Source organism: Acinetobacter sp. KB005 (assembly GCF_049949095.1).
GTDB lineage: Bacteria > Pseudomonadota > Gammaproteobacteria > Pseudomonadales > Moraxellaceae > Acinetobacter > Acinetobacter calcoaceticus.
On record NZ_CP188191.1, the window covers coordinates 3,185,895 to 3,207,724 of the forward strand.

At 38.6% G+C, this 21,830-nt stretch carries 15 protein-coding genes; 11 read left to right on the top strand and 4 right to left on the bottom strand.

Features of this window, described 5'->3' with window-relative positions:
• Positions 1–244 precede the first annotated feature (244 nt).
• From sbnA to accC, 11 genes are all read left to right on the top strand, one after another.
• On the top strand, positions 245–1,249 hold the full coding sequence (sbnA, locus tag ACPF64_RS15270) for a 2,3-diaminopropionate biosynthesis protein SbnA (RefSeq protein ID WP_426454295.1): 1,005 nt from the start codon (positions 245–247) through the stop codon (positions 1,247–1,249).
• Between the two features lie 21 nt (positions 1,250–1,270).
• Positions 1,271–2,284, top strand: a complete 1,014-nt coding sequence (gene sbnB, locus ACPF64_RS15275; RefSeq protein ID WP_426454297.1) for a 2,3-diaminopropionate biosynthesis protein SbnB — start codon at positions 1,271–1,273, stop codon at positions 2,282–2,284.
• A 71-nt stretch (positions 2,285–2,355) separates the two neighbouring features.
• Entirely contained in the window at positions 2,356–3,996 is a 1,641-nt protein-coding gene (locus tag ACPF64_RS15280) for an IucA/IucC family protein (RefSeq protein ID WP_426456155.1), read from the top strand.
• Positions 3,997–3,999: 3 nt separating this feature from the next.
• The gene (locus tag ACPF64_RS15285) at positions 4,000–5,205 is read left to right on the top strand and encodes an MFS transporter (protein ID WP_426454299.1); all 1,206 of its coding nucleotides are present in this window, start codon (positions 4,000–4,002) and stop codon (positions 5,203–5,205) included.
• Positions 5,202–8,729 (top strand): IucA/IucC family protein, encoded by a 3,528-nt coding sequence (locus ACPF64_RS15290; RefSeq protein ID WP_426454301.1) that lies wholly within the window; start codon positions 5,202–5,204, stop codon positions 8,727–8,729. Before ACPF64_RS15285 ends, ACPF64_RS15290 begins: the two co-directional genes overlap by 4 nt.
• Positions 8,722–9,495, top strand: coding sequence for an HpcH/HpaI aldolase family protein (locus ACPF64_RS15295; protein WP_426454303.1), 774 nt, complete (start codon positions 8,722–8,724; stop codon positions 9,493–9,495). The genes ACPF64_RS15290 and ACPF64_RS15295 overlap by 8 nt, the downstream gene beginning before the upstream one ends.
• A 152-nt stretch (positions 9,496–9,647) precedes the next feature.
• Positions 9,648–11,897 carry a TonB-dependent receptor gene (locus ACPF64_RS15300; protein WP_426454305.1) on the top strand — a complete coding sequence of 750 codons (2,250 nt, stop codon included), beginning with the start codon at positions 9,648–9,650 and terminating at the stop codon, positions 11,895–11,897.
• Positions 11,898–12,161: 264 nt separating this feature from the next.
• Positions 12,162–13,487 (top strand): Y-family DNA polymerase, encoded by a 1,326-nt coding sequence (locus ACPF64_RS15305; RefSeq protein ID WP_426454307.1) that lies wholly within the window; start codon positions 12,162–12,164, stop codon positions 13,485–13,487.
• 235 nt (positions 13,488–13,722) lie between these two features.
• On the top strand, positions 13,723–14,178 hold the full coding sequence (gene aroQ / locus ACPF64_RS15310; RefSeq protein ID WP_426454309.1) for a type II 3-dehydroquinate dehydratase: 456 nt from the start codon (positions 13,723–13,725) through the stop codon (positions 14,176–14,178).
• Positions 14,179–14,195: 17 nt separating this feature from the next.
• On the top strand, positions 14,196–14,615 hold the full coding sequence (locus ACPF64_RS15315; protein WP_003652263.1) for an acetyl-CoA carboxylase biotin carboxyl carrier protein: 420 nt from the start codon (positions 14,196–14,198) through the stop codon (positions 14,613–14,615).
• Positions 14,616–14,632: 17 nt separating this feature from the next.
• On the top strand, positions 14,633–16,003 hold the full coding sequence (gene accC, locus ACPF64_RS15320) for an acetyl-CoA carboxylase biotin carboxylase subunit (protein ID WP_003652264.1): 1,371 nt from the start codon (positions 14,633–14,635) through the stop codon (positions 16,001–16,003).
• Between the two features lie 47 nt (positions 16,004–16,050).
• Here the strand turns inward: accC and ACPF64_RS15325 are convergent, their stop codons facing one another.
• The 4 genes from ACPF64_RS15325 to ACPF64_RS15340 all read right to left on the bottom strand — a co-directional run bounded on the left by ACPF64_RS15325 (position 16,051) and on the right by ACPF64_RS15340 (position 21,829).
• Positions 16,051–16,554: a hypothetical protein gene (locus ACPF64_RS15325; protein WP_003652266.1), complete on the bottom strand. Its 504-nt coding sequence runs from the start codon at positions 16,552–16,554 to the stop codon at positions 16,051–16,053.
• Between the two features lie 155 nt (positions 16,555–16,709).
• Entirely contained in the window at positions 16,710–17,876 is a 1,167-nt protein-coding gene (locus tag ACPF64_RS15330) for an MFS transporter (protein ID WP_426454312.1), read from the bottom strand.
• Positions 17,877–18,401: 525 nt separating this feature from the next.
• On the bottom strand, positions 18,402–19,430 hold the full coding sequence (locus ACPF64_RS15335) for a Csu type fimbrial protein (RefSeq protein WP_426454314.1): 1,029 nt from the start codon (positions 19,428–19,430) through the stop codon (positions 18,402–18,404).
• Positions 19,421–21,829 carry a fimbria/pilus outer membrane usher protein gene (locus ACPF64_RS15340; protein WP_426456156.1) on the bottom strand — a complete coding sequence of 803 codons (2,409 nt, stop codon included), beginning with the start codon at positions 21,827–21,829 and terminating at the stop codon, positions 19,421–19,423. Before ACPF64_RS15340 ends, ACPF64_RS15335 begins: the two co-directional genes overlap by 10 nt.
• Position 21,830 lies beyond the last annotated feature (1 nt).

Here is a 21,830-nt window from a genome sequence, read left to right on the forward strand (position 1 = left end):
ATTTTTTATAGGTGAAAAGTAATTTATTGCCTATCTAGTTATATTTAAAACATTTATTAATTAGTCACTTTATAAAATATAAATATTAACATTCAAATAATTACACAAAAAAATTTAGTGAAAATTCCTATAAGTCACCCCTATTTTGCGTTACAAACCGCAACAATCATGTCACAATTGGTAATAATAATTAAATTAATAATCATTATCATTCACATCACATAAAAACCTGAGAAGATCTACCATGATCCATGAAAATATTCTCGACTGCATAGGTAAAACGCCACTATTACAATTATCAAGGCTATTCACGCATCAATCGATCTCAGTGATTGCGAAAATGGAATTGTTAAATCCAGGAGGAAGTATTAAAGACCGTCCAGCATTATTCATGCTACAGGAAGGCCTGAAATCTGGAGTAATTAATAAAGATAGTCATATTGTTGAAAGTTCTTCAGGAAACTTGGCTATTGCTCTTGCAATGGCATGTAAAATATATGGATTAAAATTTACTGCCGTTATTGACCCGAAAATTGCTTCAGCAAACTTACAAATGTTGAAGCTTTACAAAGCCAATATCGAAATGGTCTCTGAAAAAGACCAAAACGGTGGTTATTTAAAAACCAGAATTGACACTGTAAAGCGGCTATGCCAACAACTGCCGAATGCTGTCTGGATTAATCAATATGCAAATCCAAACAACTGGAAAAGCCACTATTTTGGTGAAGCTGAAGAAATCTTAAATCAAATTGATCGCAAGATTGATTACCTCGTGATCGGGGCAAGCACCTCCGGCACGATTATGGGCGTGTCCCGTCGCCTCAAAGAAAAGTTCCCAGAATTAAAAGTGATTGCAGTCGATATTGTCGGCTCTGTCTTGTTTGGCGGCACATCTGGTCCACGTGAAATTCCTGGCATCGGTGCAAGTACTGTTCCACCTCTGCTCTCTCCCGATGAAATTGATGATGTCATTTATGTGGATGACTATGAATCGGCAGTCGGTTGCAGAGAACTTCTTGAACATGAAGGAATCTTTGCAGGCGGTTCGAGCGGCTCATCTATATCAGCCATCAAAAAACTGATTCCAACCATTCCCGAAGGTTCATGTGTCTTAACGTTGCTGCCCGATCGCGGCGACCGTTATCTCGATCTCGTTTATGAAGATGAATGGTTCGAAATGATCAAGAAGCGTCACTTCAATCGAAACGTACGACGCCAAGAAAACCTTACTTTACAAAATGTTGTTTAACCTTTTCCTTAGGACATATTCATGAGCAATTTGGCTACCCTTCGTTATCTTAGTCAATCAGATTTATTAAATCTTGGCGCAAATCATAGCAATTCATTTATTGAAGCGATTACTGAAGGTTTAACCCTGCATGCAAATAAACAGTTTGTACAACCCTTAAAACCCTACCTCCGCTGGCAAGGTGCAGACCACATTGCTGACCGTATTATTGCAATGCCTTGTTATTTAGGTGGCAATGACCCGATTGCCGGAATCAAATGGATTGGTTCAAGACAACATAACCCTAAAAAATTCAATATTCCGCGTGCCAGCGCACTGATTGTTCTGAATGACTCAGAAACAAATTACCCAGTCGCCGTGATGGAAGGCAGCTTAATTAGCGCAATGCGAACTGCTGCAATTACGGGTGTTTCGATTAAGTATCTAGCCAAAAAAGACTTTTCAGACATTACTGTGATTGGCTGCGGACCAATTGCTCAAATGCAGATTAAGACTGTGCTTGAACAATACGCTCAAGTGAAAAAAATACATTTATTTGATGTGAACCCTGAAGCCGCTGAAAAACTCAAAACATTGTTCCTTTCAGAATATTCACATCTAGAAATTGAAATTCATGACAGTGCCAAATCTGCGATTCAACAAGCAGATGTACTCATTACTTGTACGGTTTCAGATAAGCCTTACATCCCATTTGAGTGGCTTAAAAAGGGCTGCTTTGTTTCAAATATTTCAATTATGGATATTGAGCCTGAAGTGTTCTTAAAAGTGGACAAAGTTATTGTGGACGACTGGGACCAATCAAATCGAGAAAAGAAAGTCATCAACGTACTGGTTGAAGATGGCTTATTCAGTCGTGAAAAACTGCATGCTGAACTTGGCGACATCATTATTGGTCATAAAAACGGCCGCGAACATGAAGATGAAATCATTTTGCTCAATCCAATGGGCATGGCGATTGATGACATTGTTTGCGCTAAATGGTTCTTCAATGCTGCACAAGAACAAAACGTTGGAACGGTTCTACCACTTTTATAAGAATAGGAATAACTAAAATGCTAGATCGGATTTACACAGCACAACTACAAAAAACAATAGATGCCCTCTACATGGAGAATTATGGAGATTTTAGAGATCATATTTCCTATAAAAAGCCTTATCTGGCAATCACTCTAAATGATGAGTTGGAACTCTATTTCAGCTGTTTAAAAGTAGATGGTGTAAATCCTTTCTATGTTACTCAACCAGAAGTTTTACTTCATAACGTCTTGAGTAATACGACTTCTAAAATTTCTATTTCTGAAGTTTTTACCTATTTAACAAAAGCCTCTTGGTGGCCTTCAAAGCATCATCAGAAAGCGATTGATTATTGGCTCGAAAATTTAGTAACGGCTGAAAAAATCCCTCAAATTTTACAGTCAGCACTTTCATTTTCTTCACCTTTAATTACAAGTGAATTGCTTTCCCTTGTTGCTGACCGTCCATTTCATCCGTTCGCCCACTCAAAAGGTGAACTTGCACCACTTACGATTCAAAAAGAAATTGAAGTGTATTGGTGGGCTTTTAAGAAAGATGACGTGATCAACAATATGGATTCGATTCCTCATAAAGAGCTTCTGTTATCAGAATCTGAGGACAATCATATTACTGAAAAAATGGCTGAGCTTTCAGATGACTACTTAGCACTTCCTTTATTAGAGACTCAACATCGCTATTTAAAGTTTGAAGAAAATAAGTATGACGGTATTGACCTGAACCATGTCACGACAATTGGTTTACCGACTTCATCTTTAAGAACCCTTATTCACAACTCAAATTCTAATCTGCATTTAAAACTATCAACAAATGCCAAAACATTAGGTGCGATCCGTTCTATGCCTGGACGTTATTTAATGAATGGGCATAGAGCATATGATTTTTTAAATGAAGTCATTAACAAAACTTCTTTAATAAAAAATCGCCTCTTTTTAAGTAATGAAACGCACTGGTGGGTGCTGGGTAAACAAGAACCGATTGTAAAAAATTTAGGTGTAATTGGTTGCCAAGTCAGACATTTACCCGATTTTTGCCAAGATAAAAATGTCACTCCGATTACCATGTCAGCTTTAAGCTGCACCTATGTTGACCCTTGGGAAACTTTAGGCGTTGAAGGTGACAAATGGTCATTATTAAAAGACTTAAGTGTTCATTTTATCCAAACATTCTTAACACTTTGGGCAAAAGGAATCATGCCTGAATGCCACGGGCAAAACACCATGGTGTGTTATGAAAATAATAAGTTCAAATGCTTTATTTTGCGTGACCACGATACCTTAAGAATATGTACACCAGCCATTGAAGAAAGTGGCTTCACACCTCCGATCTATACTATTGACACGAGTACGCCAAACAATCTTATCTTTACTAAAAATGAAGACTTATTTAATTACTTCATTACCCTAGGGATTCAAATTAATCTCTACCCAATTGCTTTAGCTACCTTGAAATATACAGATCGTTCAGAAAGCGATTTCTGGGAAATGATTCAAGACATTATTCATGATTTTGTAGAAACCCAACCGATTTCAGAACAGACAAAGTCTCAGATTCAAACCTATCTTTTTGACAATAAGACTTGGCCGTTCAAACAGCTACTTTCTCCGCTGTTAGCCCAAGAAAGTGATTCGACGGGAATGCCAAGCAAAATCGGAACGACCCCGAACCCTTATCACAGCTTATCTGTTTCTAGCTATGAGACCATGGATATCTAAATCATGCGCTCATCTCGCCTAGATCATTTCATTATTTTGCTCTGTCAGTTTTTTTCCACTTTCGGGCTCATGGTACTTATTCCGATCATGCCGCTTTATATGGAAAAACTGACGGCGCATATGAGTGCTCCCACTATCTGGGCAGGTTTGGCACTCGCTGCACCCGCAATTGGCAGTTTATTTACCGCACCGATTGTTGGCCACCTATCAGACACTTTTGGCCATAAAAAAGCACTGCTACTTTCATTGGTTGGTTTTTGTATTTCCATACTGCTCATGGCTAGCGCCCAGCATTTATACCTATTTATTTTTGCGCGGATTTTACTAGGTTTTTGCGGTCTTTCCGTGATTTTAAATGCTTATGTTTCATATCTTTCTAATGAACAACAACGAGGTGCTGCTTTTGGGCAGCTCCAAAGTAGTGTTGCGCTAGCTTGCCTGTGTGGTCCAGTACTCGGCGGTATCTTTATGGACCACTGGCGGGTTGAAATATTACTTAATGCAACTGCATTTATTGTAGTTACATTAATTGTGATCGCGTCCTTTTTATTAGCCAATCCAGTTAAAACTGAGGCTGTAAAAACCAAAGAAAAATCTAAAATTCCAGACTTTTTTGATAGAACAATTTTTTCTTGGTTGAGTGCTGGCATCTTGGTGCAAGCCGGTGGTTTTGGTTTAGTGTCTTGCTTCGTTTTATATATTAGTGAAATAAGCCAAAACATTCACTCGTCGTTATCTGCTGCAAGCTTAACGGGCACAATCCATGCGCTTTCATGGGGAGCTGCTTTTATTGCGGCAACCTATTGGGGAAAAAGAAATGATGATAAAGGAGATTCTTTTAATAACTTCGTTTATGCCTCTTTAATTTGTGGCATCACGATTTTCGCATTGATCTGGGTTTCCAATCTCTGGCTCATTCTCGTATTACGACTCATACAAGGTTTTTGCTTCGCAGCGCTTATTCCTTCGATCTTACACACGATTTCTCTAAAAGCTGGCACTCAAAGCCAAGGAAAAGTGATCGGCATTTCTAACAGTGCTTTTGTCTTAGGCCAACTTTTTGGTCCGATCACCATCACGCTTACCTACTCATTTTTCAATATTACAGCCGCATTAATCTGCACCTCTTTATTTTTTATCGGTGCGGGATTAGTGGTGATTTTGAACAGATTCTTAATGGATACAATTTTAGAAGAGGCACAAGAATGAACTCAATTATTACAACCGATGCATGGTCTTATAAACTTTTCGAACAGTACCTGAATACTTTCTTTCGTGAACTCAAAGTAAATCTTGAAGGGCACATTATCCCAGCTCAAGACTCTCCTTTATTCACAATATATGCGGAGCAACCAGACATACTGTATTTTACTTATACGTTTAATGCATCTAATACGGTTGTTCATGGTGTAGTTCAACACCTATCAACTACGGGTTATCACAGATATCAGCGTGGTTTTGTTCTGCAAAACTTAAGCGACAATACTTTTGATTCTCTAACTGATCCTAAACAGTTAGTTAAGCTCATTACCGATGAGTTAAATAGCTTATTTAAAGACAAAAACCAGAACAAGAACCTTTATTCTGATATTGCCAATAGTATCGAGAATACAAAATTCTTTTTAGAAAATAGACCATCTCAAACAGCAACTAAAGAGTTGAGCGGTTTTCAGGCAACAGAGCAAGGCATGTTATATGGGCATCCTTTTCATGTGACCTCTAAAGCAAACTTAGGCTTTTCTAAAGAAGACATGAAAAAGTATAGCCCTGAGTTAGGTGCAAGTTTCCAACTCCACTACTTCGCAATTCATTCGTCTTTAATCGAAAAGCTTGTAAGTCAAGAACAGTCATCTCACCGTATTGAAGATGAAGTTTTAGAAGTTGCAAAAGATCATTTGCAAGAGAACCTAGCCAACTATGAGCTTATGCCGACCCACCCGTGGCAAGCCAACTTCTTACTTCAACACCCATCTTTAAAGAAATATTTAGACAGTCAAGAGATCATACATCTGGGTGCATTAGGCCAAACCGTATGGCCAACCTCATCCGTTCGTACGGTGTGGTTACCTCAATCGAACTTATTCTTAAAGCTCTCAATTGACGTGCGTATTACCAGTTTTATTCGTAATAACCCAATGGATGAAATGGAAAGAGCTATTGATGCAAGCAAAATTATTATCAATCACAAGATTAATGAACAATATCCTGACCTTGTGATTCTACCGGAGTTAGAGGCGAAAACAGTCAAAATTCCAGAGCTTGAAAGTTCATTTGGCATTATTTATAGAGCTGGACTCACGCCAGAGGTATTAGAAAATACAAGAATGCTCGGTGGCTTGGTCGAAGAAAATGAGAACCATGAAATTCCTCTATTAAGCTTTATTCAACAAGCTGCACCTAACCAAAATCTACAAACCAATGACGCGAAAGACTTCATTACTTTTTGGTGGAAACAGTACGTTAAAGTTTCACTCATTCCATTAGTTGAGTTGTTTGCAAATAAAGGCATTAGCGTAGAAGCGCATATGCAAAACAGTTTAATGGAATTTAAAAACGGCTATCCACATCGCCTCATTCTTCGAGATATGGAAGGCATTAGTATTGTTCCAGAAATGATAGAAGACGACTCATCTATTTCTGAAGATAGTACCGTTTGGTTCTCTCAAAAAGATGCATGGACCTTTTTAAAATATTACCTCGTGATCAACCACATTGCGCATCTCATCAGCGCGATTGCACGAGTTACCGTAATTGAAGAATCTGAACTTTGGCAAGCCACACGACTTACGCTCACACAAGAAAGCTTTAGCGCCAAAGGCCAGCAGTACCGCGATTTATTAATTAATTCACTCACATTACCAATTAAGGCAAATATGTTAAATACGCTCTACCACAGTGGTGGCAATCCAATCTGGATTGAAGTTGAAAATCCTATTTATAAATATCGCGGCGCAGAAGCTCTTTGCCCTCTTCAACCGACACAGCAAGCCAACTATAAGACTCTTGCAGAAAATCGAGTGATGGGCCAATTATTAGAAGCGCTTATTTTTGAAAATACCTTTAAATATGAACCTTCTAAAGGTCAGATTAAGTTTTATATTTCCGATACAGTTTTCTATACATGCGCGGCCAAACGACACTTTAGTTTTAAACGAATTAAGCTAGATCCTTCAAGCTTAGTCCGTTCTGATATTACTTTAGGCGCTGAAACTCGTCCTAACTTAAAAATGCTACTTGCCGATCTAAAAAATATTATTGAAGCTGACCCAGTTAAATGGCAAAACTTTAATGATGAACTCAATTTAACTTACGTTAAACATACGCAGACTTTGAGCCAAGCACCTGCCCAACCTTTAAGAACTTTGCCTTATTTAGAACAAGAAGCAAGGATTACCAATGCGCATTTATACCATCCAAGCTTTAAGTCTCGTATTGGCTTCGATTTAAAAGAAAATCAAAAATATGCACCTGAGCTTTCTGAAGGTTTTACGGTTAAATGGGCTGCGACTCATAACAGTTTATGCAAACTGGTTTTAAGTGAAACGATTAACTTAGAGCAGCTTTATAAACAGCATTTTTCAGAAAAAGATCTACAGGCCATTAGTGATCAATTAAAAGATAACAATGTAGATTTTCAGGAATATATCCTCACTCCGATTCATCCGTGGCAGTGGGATAAAATTATTGAATTATATTATCAAGATGCGATTAGCAGCCAACTTATTATCCCGCTAGATATTGAAGGGCCAACTTATTTACCTCAGCAGTCGATTCGAACTTTATCGAACATTAGTGATATCTCGGCGCTTTCTCTTAAATTGGCAATGAATTTGGTTAATACCTCTACATCTCGCGTATTAGCACCACATACCGTTCAAAATGCTGCAAAAATGAGTGACTGGCTTTATAAAATTGTCGAGCAAGACCATATTTTAGAAAAGCATCGCAAGCCTGTCATTCTAAGAGAGATTGGCGGTCTTTCGGTTAACCAGCAAATTGCTTTGCCTGTTCAATACGGCGCACTTGCCTGCATTTGGCGTGAAAGTATTTACAGCTACTTAAAAGAAGGTGAATCGGCAACTCCGGTAACTGGCCTCATGCAAGTCGACATTGACCAAAAGCCTCTAATTGATGAGTGGATTCAAGAGTACGGTATCGAGTTCTGGTTAGAAAAATTACTCACCAATGCCTATTTACCAATCATGCATATTTTGTGGTGCCATGGCCTCGCTTTAGAGTCACATGCACAAAACATGGTTCTGATTCATAAAAATGGCCTGCCAGTTAAGGCAGCCTTGAAAGATTTCCACGATGGAATCCGTTTTAGCCGTCATCTTTTACGTGAGCCGAACCTTTTACCTAACTTGCAAGATGCACCAAAAGAACACGCCAAGATTAACCCGAACTCGTTCTTGGAAACCCACGCTCCAAATGAGTTAAGAGACTTTACTCAAGATGCGCTTTGGTTTGTAAATTTGGCTGAGTTAGCGATTTTCTTAAATGAGCATTATGACTTCGATGAAATCAAATTCTGGACCATGTTAAGAACCATCATCAATCAGTACAAGGAAGCTCATCCAGAGTTTGCCGAGCGATATGAATTGTTTAACTTTACAGATGACACCATCGATATTGAACAGCTCGCAAGCCGCCGTTTCCTTCCTGAGATTCGTCTAAGAGTACAAACCACGCCGAACCCGCTCAGCCTCATTAAGGAAATTGAATATGAATAAGCATTCGATTTCTTTTAAGAAACGAATAGCAAATGGTGAGACGCTCTACGGAATATTTTGTTCCGTAGCTTCTCCGATTAATGTCGAACAACTGGCACTTGCGGGCTATGACTTTATTATTATCGACTTGGAACATACTTTATTTAGTACGTCTCAAGTCGAGACCATGATTTTAGCCGCTAGAGCCATGAATCTTGATGTTTTTGTCAGAGTTCCTCTAAGCGCTAACCATCTAGTACTACCTCTGCTCGATGCAGGGGTAACGGGTATTGTTTTCCCGCGTATTGAAAATGCCCAGCAAGCACAAGAAGCTGTGAACTATTGTCACTATATGCCGCTTGGGCAAAGAGGTCTTAACTCAACAAGATTAAATAGATATGGCATTGATGATTTAGCCAGTTTTGTTCAACAGGCAACAAATGACACCATTGTGGTTGCCATGATTGAAAGTTTAGAGGGATTAGAACAGCTAGATGAAATTTTAAAAATTGAAGGCATCGATATTATTCTTGAAGGTGCAGCTGACCTTTCTCAGTCTATGGGAATGCCGTGGCAAACCAGCCATCCGAAGGTCAAAGAAAAAGTCCAAGAGATGTATGCAAAGACAAAAAATAGTCAAAAGCATTTCTGTGCTATTCCCCGACAACCTGAAGATATTGCGGCTTGGAAACAACAATCTGTTCAGCTTTTTGTACTCGGTGATGACCGAAGTATTATTCGCCGTGCTCATCAAAATCATTTGAACGCCTATAAGGAAATCTTATAACTGCTCAAATATTGTGGGGGGATAAATATCTATTCCCCTAATCTATTGAATAAAGTTCAAATATATTATTTTTTAGCAATGAACGATGTTGTTAAATACAATCATTCTCACTTATAATTCGGTCAATTTAAAATCACTCTCAGGGCGAGACAATGGGAAATAGGATAAAAAGTAATAAACTTTTTACAAGAAAGTCTGAAGTTAAAAATATTATTCCACTTCTTTCACTTGGTGGAGCCATCTTTCTCTCAAATTCAGCTTTTGCAGCCTCGTCTCCTGAGACAACAGATGCTGAAAAAAAGCCTGAAGCACTCCCTACAATTACAATTACCGCTTCACGCGCAGATGAACTTTCTACTTCTGCTAAGCAAGTCACCAAGCTAGATGAAAAACAAATTGAACTTTTAAGAAATGGTTCATCTGGAAGTATCGCGACTGTATTAGCAAAAGCTGTACCGGGCCTGTCTGACTCAAGCCGCACTATTACAGATTACGGTCAAACTTTACGTGGTCGTAATGCCCTCATCTTGGTCGATGGCATTCCAATGAACCTTACACGGGACACATCAAGAGGACTTTCCTCAATTGACCCTGAAAGTATTGCGAACATTGAAGTCATTCGCGGCAGTAACGCAATTTATGGCGGTGGCGCTGCGGGTGGTATTATTTCAATTACCACGAAAGCTGCTGGTGGCGAACCTACAGCAAAAACAGTCGTTGGACTTCAAACCCCTCTAACAAATTTCCGTTCTAATGCTTTAAGTGGCGATATTCATCAATATTTCACAGGTAGCTTTAACGCTTTTGACTATGCACTCGACTTTGGCTATCAACGTATTGGTAGTCCGTACGATGCAAGTGGTGACCGTGTTGCACCGGAACCAAGTCAGGGCGACCTTTATGATGCCGATACCTACAGCGTAGGCGGTAAGCTTGGTTACCATATTGATGACAATCAATACCTACAATTTGCCGCTAATTATTATAATGCCGAACAAGACTCAGATTATGCATCTGACACAAGTGTTAAAAATACCCCTGCTGGAACTGTACCAGCGAAAGCCATTAAAGGCTTAAAACTCAAAGACCAGACTAAAAACGAAAACCAGATATACAATCTAACCTATAACCATAAAGACCTGTTTGGTAATAAGGTTGATGCTCAAATTTATTACCGTGACTTCTTTACTCGTTTTTCACCATTTGACGCACGTGTTGCCCCAGATAAAGTCAGCCCACGCGGTGGACAAGTGGATCAGGTCTATCAAGAAAATAACGTACTCGGTAGCCGTTTAACTATTACCACACCACTTGAGTTTTTAGGTGATACCTCATTGGTTTGGGGTGGCGACTTTAGCCGTGAAAAAAGCGAAATGCCTTTGGATATTTTTGACCCTCAAATTTATGATCAATCAGGTGGTTTAGAGTTTGTAAAAATTGGCAAGCTCATTTATTTACCCGAACTCACCACGCAAAGTGTGGGTGGTTTTCTACAGTTAAAACACCGCTTTAATGATCAATGGTCAGCTGAAGCTGGTACGCGTTATGAAGACAGCTATGCACAAATTGATAGCTTTATTCCATTATCACAATTAGGCAAAACCAACCCTTACACTGTTCCGGGCGGAAAAGTGAAAGCTGATGCATGGTTATACAATGCTAATGTGACTTTCTCTCCAAATGATCAACACTCGATCTATGCATCGTTTAACCAAGGCTTTCAGTTACCTGATGTCGGTGTGATCATCCGAAATGCCGACACAGGTTTTAACCTTGGCTCATCATTCTTAGAGCCTGTAAAAGTTGATAACTATGAGTTGGGCTGGAAAGGAAATTTCAATAACTTCTCTTCAAGTTTAGCGGTATTCCACTCTACTTCTGACCTTGGTGCTGTGCAACCAGTGAGTAATAGTTTGGTTATGCTTAGAACCAAAGAGAAAGTCACTGGTGTTGAAGCAACTTTTGACTACCTTGACGATGCTAATGTTTGGGGAACTGGTGGTAGCGTTACTTGGATGAAAGGTCGTGAAAAACCTCAAAACGGTGCTGAACAAGACATGACAGGCTTCCGTATTCCACCATTAAAACTGACAGCTTACGTTTCTTATAGCCCAACTGAAACTTGGACGAACCGCCTACAAGCAACTTACTTCGGTTCAGAAGATTACCGCTTGAATGGTGTAAATAGTTTTGGTCGCTATGATGTAAAAACTTATACAACAGCCGATTTAATCAGTAGCTTTGCGCTTAACAAAAAAGACACTGTGACGATTGGTTTAGAAAACATGTTTAACCGCAAATACTACCCTCTCTATAGTCAATTATTAAGATCTGGTAATAACACCAGCCACTTAGTCGCAAATGGGGCAACGCTTAAAGTTTCTTATAGCCATAAGTGGTAATTAAAATTAGATAGCATGTGTCACAAAAAAGGAGATCTATTACGGTCTCCTTTTTTTATTTAAAAATTATTTAAGCCCCATTTTCTTTTCTTTGTCGACTTGAAACCAACTGTCGGGATTACCCTAGCTTTCTACCATAAATTTTGTTAACTTGATTTTGTTACATATTCAAGATGTGATTTTCTCCCAACACTTTTCAACATCGTGTTTATGAAACTCAATTCATGCATGTGACTTTACCAATATTTTTAAGGGGAAATCATAATGGAAATCTCACATCGAGAAATTTATGCGCTTGTAGACATTAATAATTGTTATGTCAGTTGTGAGCGACTATTCAATCCCAAACTTATTGGTTTGCCTGTTGTAGTACTTTCTAACAACGATGGATGTGTTGTATCACGCAGCGAAGAAGCAAAAGACTTGGGTATAAAGATGGGAATCCCATGGTATCAAATTGAAGAAGAAGCTCTCAAAGCAGGCGTACACGTCTATTCAAGCAACTACACTTTATATGCCGAGATGTCTCGTCGCTTTTTTTCTGTTCTTGGGGAGTTTTTCTCATCCGATGATTTAGAGGCTTACTCTATTGATGAATGCTTTATCCACCTTACCCCTTATCTCCAATCTCTAGATATCCATTCTTATTGTGGCAAAGTCGTAGAAACGCTAGAGGAATGGTTAAGCTTACCTTGTTGTATTGGCATCGGATATTCAAAAACTCAGGCCAAGTTAGCCAACCACTATGCCAAAAAAATTAAAAGCTTTAATGGGATTTGTAATTTCACTACTTTAGATCCTCTACTTCTTGAAGACCTCATGCAACAAACTTCTGTTAAAGAGGTTTGGGGAATTGGCTACCAATTGGTCAAACAACTACGAAGCTATGAAATTTATTCATGCCTAGACTTAACTTTTGCCAATGAATACCATCTAGCCAAAGCTTTTTCTGTGGTGATGGCACGTACCATTCGTGAGCTAAAAGGCCAATCCTGTATCCAACTTGATGATCCTGCCATCTTAACAAAACGAATTTTAGCATCACGAAGTTTCGCTCAAGCTTTATCCAGCATTGAGATTATTAAACAAGCGCTTATCTTTCATCTCAATCGTGCTCATCGGCGTTTAATGAAACAAGAACAACTCTGTGCCTGCATTCAAGTCATACTTTATGAAAAAACAGATAAACCACCTTATAAAAAAGCGTCATCTCAAGCAATTGGCTTAACTTATGCAACAGATGATCTATGCATATTAACCAAAGCAGCAATGCAACAAATTGATGTTTTATATAAAGAAAATAAAAGATACATTAAGATTGGAGTTTTATTTTGTGGTTTGCACGCCCGTCAACATCACATTGATGATTTATGGCAACCCCTTGAGTTGATCCAGCAAAGACAACAACTCATGAAAACACTAAGTACAGTGCGTAATCGATTCGGTAGTCACTATTTACAAGTGGGCTATCATTCGCGTAGCCCATCTTGGCATATGAAACAATGTCACCGTTCAAAAAACTATCTAACTCGATGGAATGAGCTACTCTTAATTGAAGAGAACTCTACAGCCGTTACACAAAATACATGAACTGTTTTTGTCAATTCAGTTTAAAATAAGCTTCATTAAATTACTTGAAATTTTGTCATTTTTTAACATTGCTAAATCATCGCAAAATTTACAATATATAAGCCGAATTTGGCGTACCATTTCTGCGACAATTAAAACAAATTATAAAAAAATTGTAGAAACATATGCCATAATAAGCAAACTTTGCAGACATCTTGCAAAGAATATTTGCAACTTTAGAGCTGGAGCAATCTGAATGAGTTCGACCATTTTGGTGATTCATGGACCGAATTTGAATTTGCTGGGAAAACGCGAACCAGAAGTATATGGTCATCTTACCTTAGGTGATATTAACCAACAACTTATTACCCAAGCTCAACGCGCATCAATTACATTAGATACTTTCCAGAGCAACTGGGAAGGTGCCATTGTTGACCGTATTCATCAGGCAAAAACTGAAGGCGTAAAACTTATTATTATTAACCCTGCCGCCCTCACTCATACTTCTGTTGCTCTACGCGATGCTCTACTTGGCGTTGCCATTCCATTTATTGAAGTACATTTGTCGAATGTTCATGCACGAGAAGCATTCAGACACCATTCTTATTTATCTGATAAAGCAATTGGCGTGATTTGTGGTCTAGGTGCAAAAGGCTATAGTTTTGCACTCGATTACGCCATTGAAAAAATTCAACCATCTAACCCAAACTAGTTTAGGAATAGTCGCCCATGGATATCCGCAAAATTAAGAAACTCATCGATTTAATGATTGAGTCTGACTTGCAAGCGATTGAAGTTAAAGAAGGTGATCAATCAATCGCTTTAACTCGTCGTAGTCCAGTCGTTGCTGCGGCTGGTGTAGCACTTCCGGCAGCTCCTGTTGCAGAAGCACCAGTTGCAAAAACACCACGTGGAGCAGTTGAACCTTCTCCAATGGTTGGCGTGTTCTACGCTGCTCCAAGCCCAGGTGAAGCACCATTTGTTAAAGTAGGTCAAACTGTATCTGCTGGTGAAACTTTGGGTATTATTGAAGCAATGAAAATCATGAACCCAATTGAAGCAACTCAAAGTGGCGTGGTTGAAGAAATTTTAGTGAAAAATGGTGATGTTATCCAATTCGGTCAACCTTTATTCCGTTATCGCGCGTAATTACCTCGGGGACGTCTATGTTGCAAAAAGTTTTAATTGCAAACCGTGGTGAAATCGCTTTACGAATTACCCGGGCTTGCAAAACATTAGGAATCAAGACTGTTGGTATCTATTCAGATGCTGATAAGGATTTGATGCATTTACGTTTTGTTGATGAAGCAGTATGTATTGGTCCGGGCGCAAGTAGTGATAGCTATTTAAATATCCCGGCAATTATTACTGCTGCAGAAATTACTGGTGCTGATGCCATTCACCCTGGTTATGGTTTCCTTTCAGAAAATGCTGAGTTTGCTGAAATTGTAGAAAGTTCAGGCTTTACTTTTATTGGTCCTCGTCCAGAACATATTCGCCTCATGGGGAATAAAGTTTCTGCGATTGTTGCCATGAAAAAAGCAGGCGTACCTACTGTACCGGGTTGCGACCATGCCGTGACCATCCACAATGCCTTAGCAGAAGCGAAAGAAATCGGCTTCCCGCTTATTGTTAAAGCGGCATCTGGTGGTGGTGGACGTGGTATGCGTATTGTTGAGCGTGTAGATACACTACTTGAATCAGTTCAAGCAGCACAACGCGATGCAGAAATGTGGTTTGGTGATGATACTGTTTACATGGAGCGTTTTTTACAAAAACCTCGTCATGTCGAAGTTCAAATTCTTGGTGACGGTAATGGTCATGCGATTCATTTATATGACCGCGACTGTTCATTACAACGTCGTCACCAAAAAGTGCTAGAAGAAGCGCCTGCACCAAATCTACCAGAACAAGCTCGAGCTGATATTTTAGAAGCGTGTGTTCATGCATGTCAGCTAATGCAATATCGCGGTGCTGGTACGTTTGAATTTTTATTTGAAGACGGTGAATTCTTCTTTATTGAAATGAACACTCGTGTTCAGGTAGAGCATCCTGTTACTGAAATGGTGACTGGTGTTGACATTATTGAACAACAGCTACGTATTGCAGGCGGCCTAGGACTAGAACTTCAACAAGAAGATATCAAAGTTCAAGGACATGCAATCGAATGTCGTATCAATGCAGAAGATCCAACAACTTTCTTACCTTCACCGGGTAAAATTGAAAGTTTCTATGCGCCAGGCGGTGCTGGTATTCGTTTAGACTCTCATATCTATCCAGAATATAGCATTCCACCTTACTATGACTCTATGATTGCCAAACTGATTTCTCATGGTAAAGACCGTGAAACTTCAATTGCACGTATGCGTCAAGCGTTAGATGAAATGATCCTTACAGGAATTAAAACCAATATTCCTCTGCATAAAGATCTTATTTTGCAAGATAAGAGCTTCTGCTCTCAAGCAATGGACATCCATTACCTTGAAAAACACTTGCTAAAGCAATTGGAAGAAAAGAAGAAAGCTGAAACTGCATAATAAAAAAAGCCTCTTATAAATAAGAGGCTTTTTTTATATCTATTACTTTATGGTAGTACTCTACGCAAAGTCGCAAAACACTGCTCACCCTTAGCGGTTGAACAGAAGTTAATAGTATGATCATTTTTCCACTGTACAAAATATTGAGAAACATCACCTGTTTGATCTTGTTTCTGTCCAGAGCAATCCATTTTATTATTATCAAATTTAATTTGCATGACTAAAGCAGCTAATTGCTCTTTAGGATCATCTGACGGTTGATATTCATATAAGCCATATGACCATTCTTGACCACTTTTGATCACTACATCATTACTACTACGGAAATTATAATATTCCACACATTTCTTATTATTTGGAATTTCCATTCCCCATAATCCCATAATTTCAGGACGCGTAACAATACGTATAGCATTAGGATTACTTGCAGTCCGAACGGGTTGTTCGGCTGGCTGCTGAGTCGCCGTTTCTGCCACAGCTAAACCAGAACAAGCCCACAATAATCCAATAATATAAATATTTTTCATAGATTTATTAATCATTAAACGCATGAAGTTAAGTTAGCATATTTTTTGACAAAATCACTGTTCCATAACCATATAAAAACAATATTTTTCAACTGTAACGTGCTACAACAAGTCATGAAACAATTTTATATTTACTTGCTTTTTTCAATATAAATTCTTTGTTTTAGATTATCTCAAGCTTAGGTAGCTGAAGAATCGACTTGTTTCGGAAGCCACATTACAAAGCACAAACCTAAGAGTACAACCACGCTGGCACACATAAAGATGAGTTCACCAGAAAGAATTTTCCAGAAATGCCCAGCCAGAACACTACCAAAAGCTACACCCAGCCCCCACATGGTACTGTAAAGAGCTTGTCCACGCCCTTGCTGTCCAGCCGAGAAATTTTGAAAAATAACTCGCATCGCAATTAAGTGAAATAGACCAAAACTAAAAGCATGCAAACACTGTGCAAAAAGTTGACCAACAAAGTAATGCGAAAATAGTGCAACCAACATCCAACGTATGCTCGTCACTAGCAAACACACAATCACCAAACTACGCCATGAAAAACGTTGAAAAATCTTTGGAGCAATTGAAAACATAAAAATTTCTGCACAAACACCCATAGCCCATAAAAATCCAATTTCAGTCGTACTAAAATTCAAAGATTTCAGAAAATTACTATAAAAACTATAAAAAGGCGCATGTGAAAAAAGTAAAATAAATTCAATTGTAAAAAATGCAGCTACTGTCGGGCGTTTAAGCACGGGAAGTAAAGGCTCTAACTGCTTTTGTGAGGTAGGCGCACCATCCGGTTCTCGAATTGTGAAAGACCAAATAAATGCCAATGAAGCAATAATTAATAATAAAATCGGAAGCATCGAAATAGGTACTATTTCTAGAAGTGCACCAATAACGAAAACACCTACAATGAATCCAACAGATCCCCACTTACGGATTTTGCCGTAAAGTTTAGCTTTTTGATCGCCCAACCAAAATAAAGTAACCCCTTCAAATTGAGCTAAAATAGCATTTTGAAAGAAGCTAAAAATAAGCATGAGTAAAGCAATGGATTGAAACGTATTGGGAACTATAAAAATAGCCAACCATATACATGATTCCATCCAAGTCGCCAACCGTACTAATAGCATTCGCTTACCAGATTTGTCAGCAATCCATCCCCATACCAATGGTGCAAAGAAACGCGTTACAATAGCAATTGACGATAAAACACCAATTTCTTGATAATTAAACCCTTGATCTTGAAGATATAAATTCCAGTAAGGCATAAATGTGCCAACAATGGAATAATAGAAAAAGTAGAATCCGCCGAGTCTAGTTTGGATTGTAAGTAGTTGGAACAAGTGGTAAACCTTTGTATTTTCAATAGGTTAAAATTCGAGATAATTGTATATATCAAAACATCCCAACCATACAATTCTAACACTTTGTTTTGCAATACAAATAACTAATTTATTAATAACCAGCTTTGCCCCTAAAAGCTTTTTTATTGGTAAGAAAGATTAAATAAAGATAAGCAAACTGTAATTTAATTTGTACAATGTGTTAACTTGTGTAAAAATACATTTAATATTCATAAGGTATTTATTCATCAGATGTTTTTTCTTATTTTTTTAATTTGTCTTTTTCTGTTTTTACTTATTCTAAAACAACATTACCGTTAACCGTCTTTTTTTCAACTATCTTTTCTTTAAAAGCTTTTCCACCTCCTTTAAATTAGAACAATTAAAAAATCAAATTTATAGATAGCTCCTTTAGGTAGAGTTAAATGTGCGAATCAAACTTGGCTTAAAGCATCACATTAAAAAATCACGGATATTCACATTACCAACCCAAAAACATATTTAGCATTAAATTAATGAATTTAATCAATAAGTTACTGTAACAACTATCGTATCTGAGTAATTACCTGGAGTCGTTGAAATAGTAGTACCTTGTGGAATTTTCCCATACACATTTGTGCTTTGAGCACTCCCCGATCCCGTCTTGGAAACACCTCCAGAACCTCCAACCGCGGTTACACCACCTGCAGTATCCCATACCGTACTATAAGTCGAGTTCTGATATAGCTGATAGGGAATATATTGACTACTACCATTTGTCATACGTCTAAAACCTCCAGCAATACGATTATTTCCATCCCCCAAGTAAATACTGTATGGCGTTCCATTGTTACAAGTCGTATTCACCGCACCTTGCGCAGTGTAATCACGACTAGCCGAGCCAATATCATTAATATTGCCAAAATCAACATTTGATGTTGAATCTAATTGACACAAGCTAGGTACAACATAATTAGCAGTTATAGTGGCATTACCTGAATCCCACCCGCCTCCGCTATTACCTTCACACACACTGCTAGAGCTTGCCTGCATGTCCCAAAAAAGCTGAACCGTACCAGTATATGTCCCTTTAGGATATGCAATGAGCGAACCAGTACGGGCTGGGACTTTTACATTTACAGAGTAACTAATAATATTATTTGAAGCGATCGTTCTAACTGGTCCATACCAAACATTTGAAGTTTGATTTGTTGTGGAAGAACCTGCCCCCCCTACAGTTGCAGTGACTGTATAAGGTAATGAAACACTGTTATTGGTGTTTGTGGTTCCCGTAAATACGGTTTTCATACACATATAAGCTGAAATTTCAGGAGTAGTACGCCCACCAAGACAGCTAATCGTGCCAGAAAAGTTGATGCTTGCATCACTATTAATTGTGGCAGCCGTATAAGTATACGTACTATTAGTGGTTCCAGTTACCGTACAAGCCGCATGTGCAGAGCTAAAAAATGCATATAATATAAAAAACAAAACAATCGCTAAAATATACTTTATGGCCAATGAAGGATTTTTACCCTTCATCCAAAAACTATGACTGACAGTAGTTATCGACATACATAAGGCCCCAACTTTTTAGCACTGTATTGCTTATTTTCATACGCAAAATTAACTTGGCATGAACCATGATCCAGAAGATCTACTTCAAGTTTGTTTTGTTTTAATAGGTTTGGAATAAATACTTCACCATCGTAGCCAACCACCCCATCTTGCTGTCCATTAATTCGAACGCTATAACCTGGTAATAACGCTGAGTTGTTCGAATCAACAAGTTTTACTAACCCTGAAATGACCTGATGAGCGCCAAAATCAATAAGGCCACCTTGGCGATAACCTACAAATGCTGTTTGGTTAGTTGATGTGACATCCCATTCTAAAGGTAAATATGATGGGTCGAGATAGATATGATGAAGCTGATAAGGTCTTAAATTTGAAATTAAGAATCGACCGGTTCGATCAGTCGCTCCTAAATTGACTCCACCATTTAGAATTTGGCTTTGCGGTCCAGCATTGGTCACAACTGCATAGCCGTCTCCAATTTCATTGGCCGCAAAAATCCGCCCTGCTGCCGCAACGAATGATCCTGTCGCTGAAAGTGCAACTTGGTCATTATCCCCAATTCGGTTATATCGACCCGTCAGGTAAGCCGCCCGAGCACGGTAAGATGCATAGATAGATGCATTGTTTTGATTGGCATCCTGATCACGCTCAACATAGCCTCCCCATCCAAATGCACCGATTTGTGGGTCACTAAATCCATTTATTTCTTGTCTATATGTTGTTTTACCACTTTCATTAGAAATACTTGTAATCGTATTAACTCTAGTAGATGGTGTATAACGCAGTGCAAAGTAAATGCCATAGTCTTTATGATTTTCATAATCTTTATACGCTGAGGTATAAAATCCCCAGTTCTTGTTCAGGCTTCCGCTTAAATTGGCAGACACTAACTTATAAGAATTGTCGCTAAATTTGATCTGGTTATAACCCAGATAAGCGCCATACCCCTCATAAAAATTATAGTTAATTCCTGCCCTAAAAATCTCATCTGCCAGTGCGCTGTAGCTCAAATAATTTTTGGATTCAGCATCGGTCTGATTATCTTTTAAATATCGAACTTGAGACACACGGGCAAGGTCAAAGTAGTTATCGAATACTTTGCGGTAACTAGTATTAAACGAAATATTCTTACTAATCCGTCCTTCTAAACCAACCAAGGCAGAATAACCGTTTTCATCTTTATACTGGCTCGCTGCAATGTCAGCATTAATTACCCCAAAACCAAACAGGTTCTTGGCAAAGCCTGCGCCCAGATTTGATAGCCCATCTGTAGAAGCCTCTGCACCACCACTTAAGGTTAGTGAGTTGCTATAGCCGTATCGGATCGCACCCGAAGCAAAGGTGGCATCATCATAATCGTTCGAATACAGCCCATAGTTATAGCGTGGAACCCCGACATCTACTGAAAATTCATTAATGCCTTTTGCTAAAATTTTAGATGAAAAATAGTAAGCCTGTTTAGTAATGCTCTGCTGACCTGTTGCATCGGTGGTCACAAGCGTGACTTCATTACCCGAAATAAACGGGAGCTGCTTAATGTCAAACGGGCCTGAAGGCACAAGCCCAGAATAAATCTTTTGTTGGTTGACATATAAATCCAGTGTCGAAGGCAGTGCAGCCGAGCCGGAAAATTGTGGTAATGCCGAAGTGACAATATCTCCTCTTTGGGTATAGGCACTCGACCACTGAAAACCAGCTAGACGTACACTACTCCCCCAGTCAGAACTATTGGAAATAAAGTCTCCTAAGGTATATATCCTGATCTTTTCAGGGTCTACATACTGCCACTTACTTTCCAGACGTACCCACTTTTCATGGCTATAACTAGTTTCATTACTTCCGTTATATAAAATGCCTGATGAAAAGTTACCAATAGCACTATTAAAAATACCTTCTGCCGAACCGGAGAAAACATTCTCGTCATTGGTCACGGTGTGATACAGGCTATAGTTCAAAATGGCTGCGTTTAAAGGCTTCATTTTCAGTAAATGAGGACTCGTGAGCTGTTGACCATTTAAGTCAACAGAATAATCCGTCAACATGTTCGATGGAACTTGTAAGTTTAGAACCTGTTCATTCTCTAGATATTTAAACTGGATTCCTTTTAGTTCGTTAATACACATCCATTGGCTATCTGGAGTGTGTTCATCCATTTTTACCCTTAAAACTTTTAAGTCACGAACACGAATATACAGCTTTCCATCTTGATCTTGGCGAACCGATATTAAATCTGTTGAAATATTCGAGTTAATAGAAATTTTTAAGAAAAGCTGTGTGTACGCCTTATCAGAACTGAATAGCTGATGAGAAGAGCTGGTAACTTCCGGAATACTTGGTAAAGCAATATTGGTGTTATCTTGCAATGATTCAGCAAAAGCATGAATCGGCAAGTACATA

Coding starts and splice junctions, on each gene's coding strand:
- ACPF64_RS15290 (WP_426454301.1), top strand. CDS start 5,202: ATGAACTCAATTATTACAACCGATGCATGGTCTTATAAACTTTTCGAA.
- aroQ (WP_426454309.1), top strand. CDS start 13,723: ATGAGTTCGACCATTTTGGTGATTCATGGACCGAATTTGAATTTGCTG.
- ACPF64_RS15340 (WP_426456156.1), bottom strand. CDS start 21,829: ATGTACTTGCCGATTCATGCTTTTGCTGAATCATTGCAAGATAACACC.
- sbnB (WP_426454297.1), top strand. CDS start 1,271: ATGAGCAATTTGGCTACCCTTCGTTATCTTAGTCAATCAGATTTATTA.
- ACPF64_RS15305 (WP_426454307.1), top strand. CDS start 12,162: ATGGAAATCTCACATCGAGAAATTTATGCGCTTGTAGACATTAATAAT.
- ACPF64_RS15285 (WP_426454299.1), top strand. CDS start 4,000: ATGCGCTCATCTCGCCTAGATCATTTCATTATTTTGCTCTGTCAGTTT.
- ACPF64_RS15335 (WP_426454314.1), bottom strand. CDS start 19,430: ATGTCGATAACTACTGTCAGTCATAGTTTTTGGATGAAGGGTAAAAAT.
- ACPF64_RS15280 (WP_426456155.1), top strand. CDS start 2,356: ATGGAGAATTATGGAGATTTTAGAGATCATATTTCCTATAAAAAGCCT.
- ACPF64_RS15295 (WP_426454303.1), top strand. CDS start 8,722: ATGAATAAGCATTCGATTTCTTTTAAGAAACGAATAGCAAATGGTGAG.
- ACPF64_RS15325 (WP_003652266.1), bottom strand. CDS start 16,554: ATGCGTTTAATGATTAATAAATCTATGAAAAATATTTATATTATTGGA.
- ACPF64_RS15315 (WP_003652263.1), top strand. CDS start 14,196: ATGGATATCCGCAAAATTAAGAAACTCATCGATTTAATGATTGAGTCT.
- sbnA (WP_426454295.1), top strand. CDS start 245: ATGATCCATGAAAATATTCTCGACTGCATAGGTAAAACGCCACTATTA.
- ACPF64_RS15300 (WP_426454305.1), top strand. CDS start 9,648: ATGGGAAATAGGATAAAAAGTAATAAACTTTTTACAAGAAAGTCTGAA.
- accC (WP_003652264.1), top strand. CDS start 14,633: ATGTTGCAAAAAGTTTTAATTGCAAACCGTGGTGAAATCGCTTTACGA.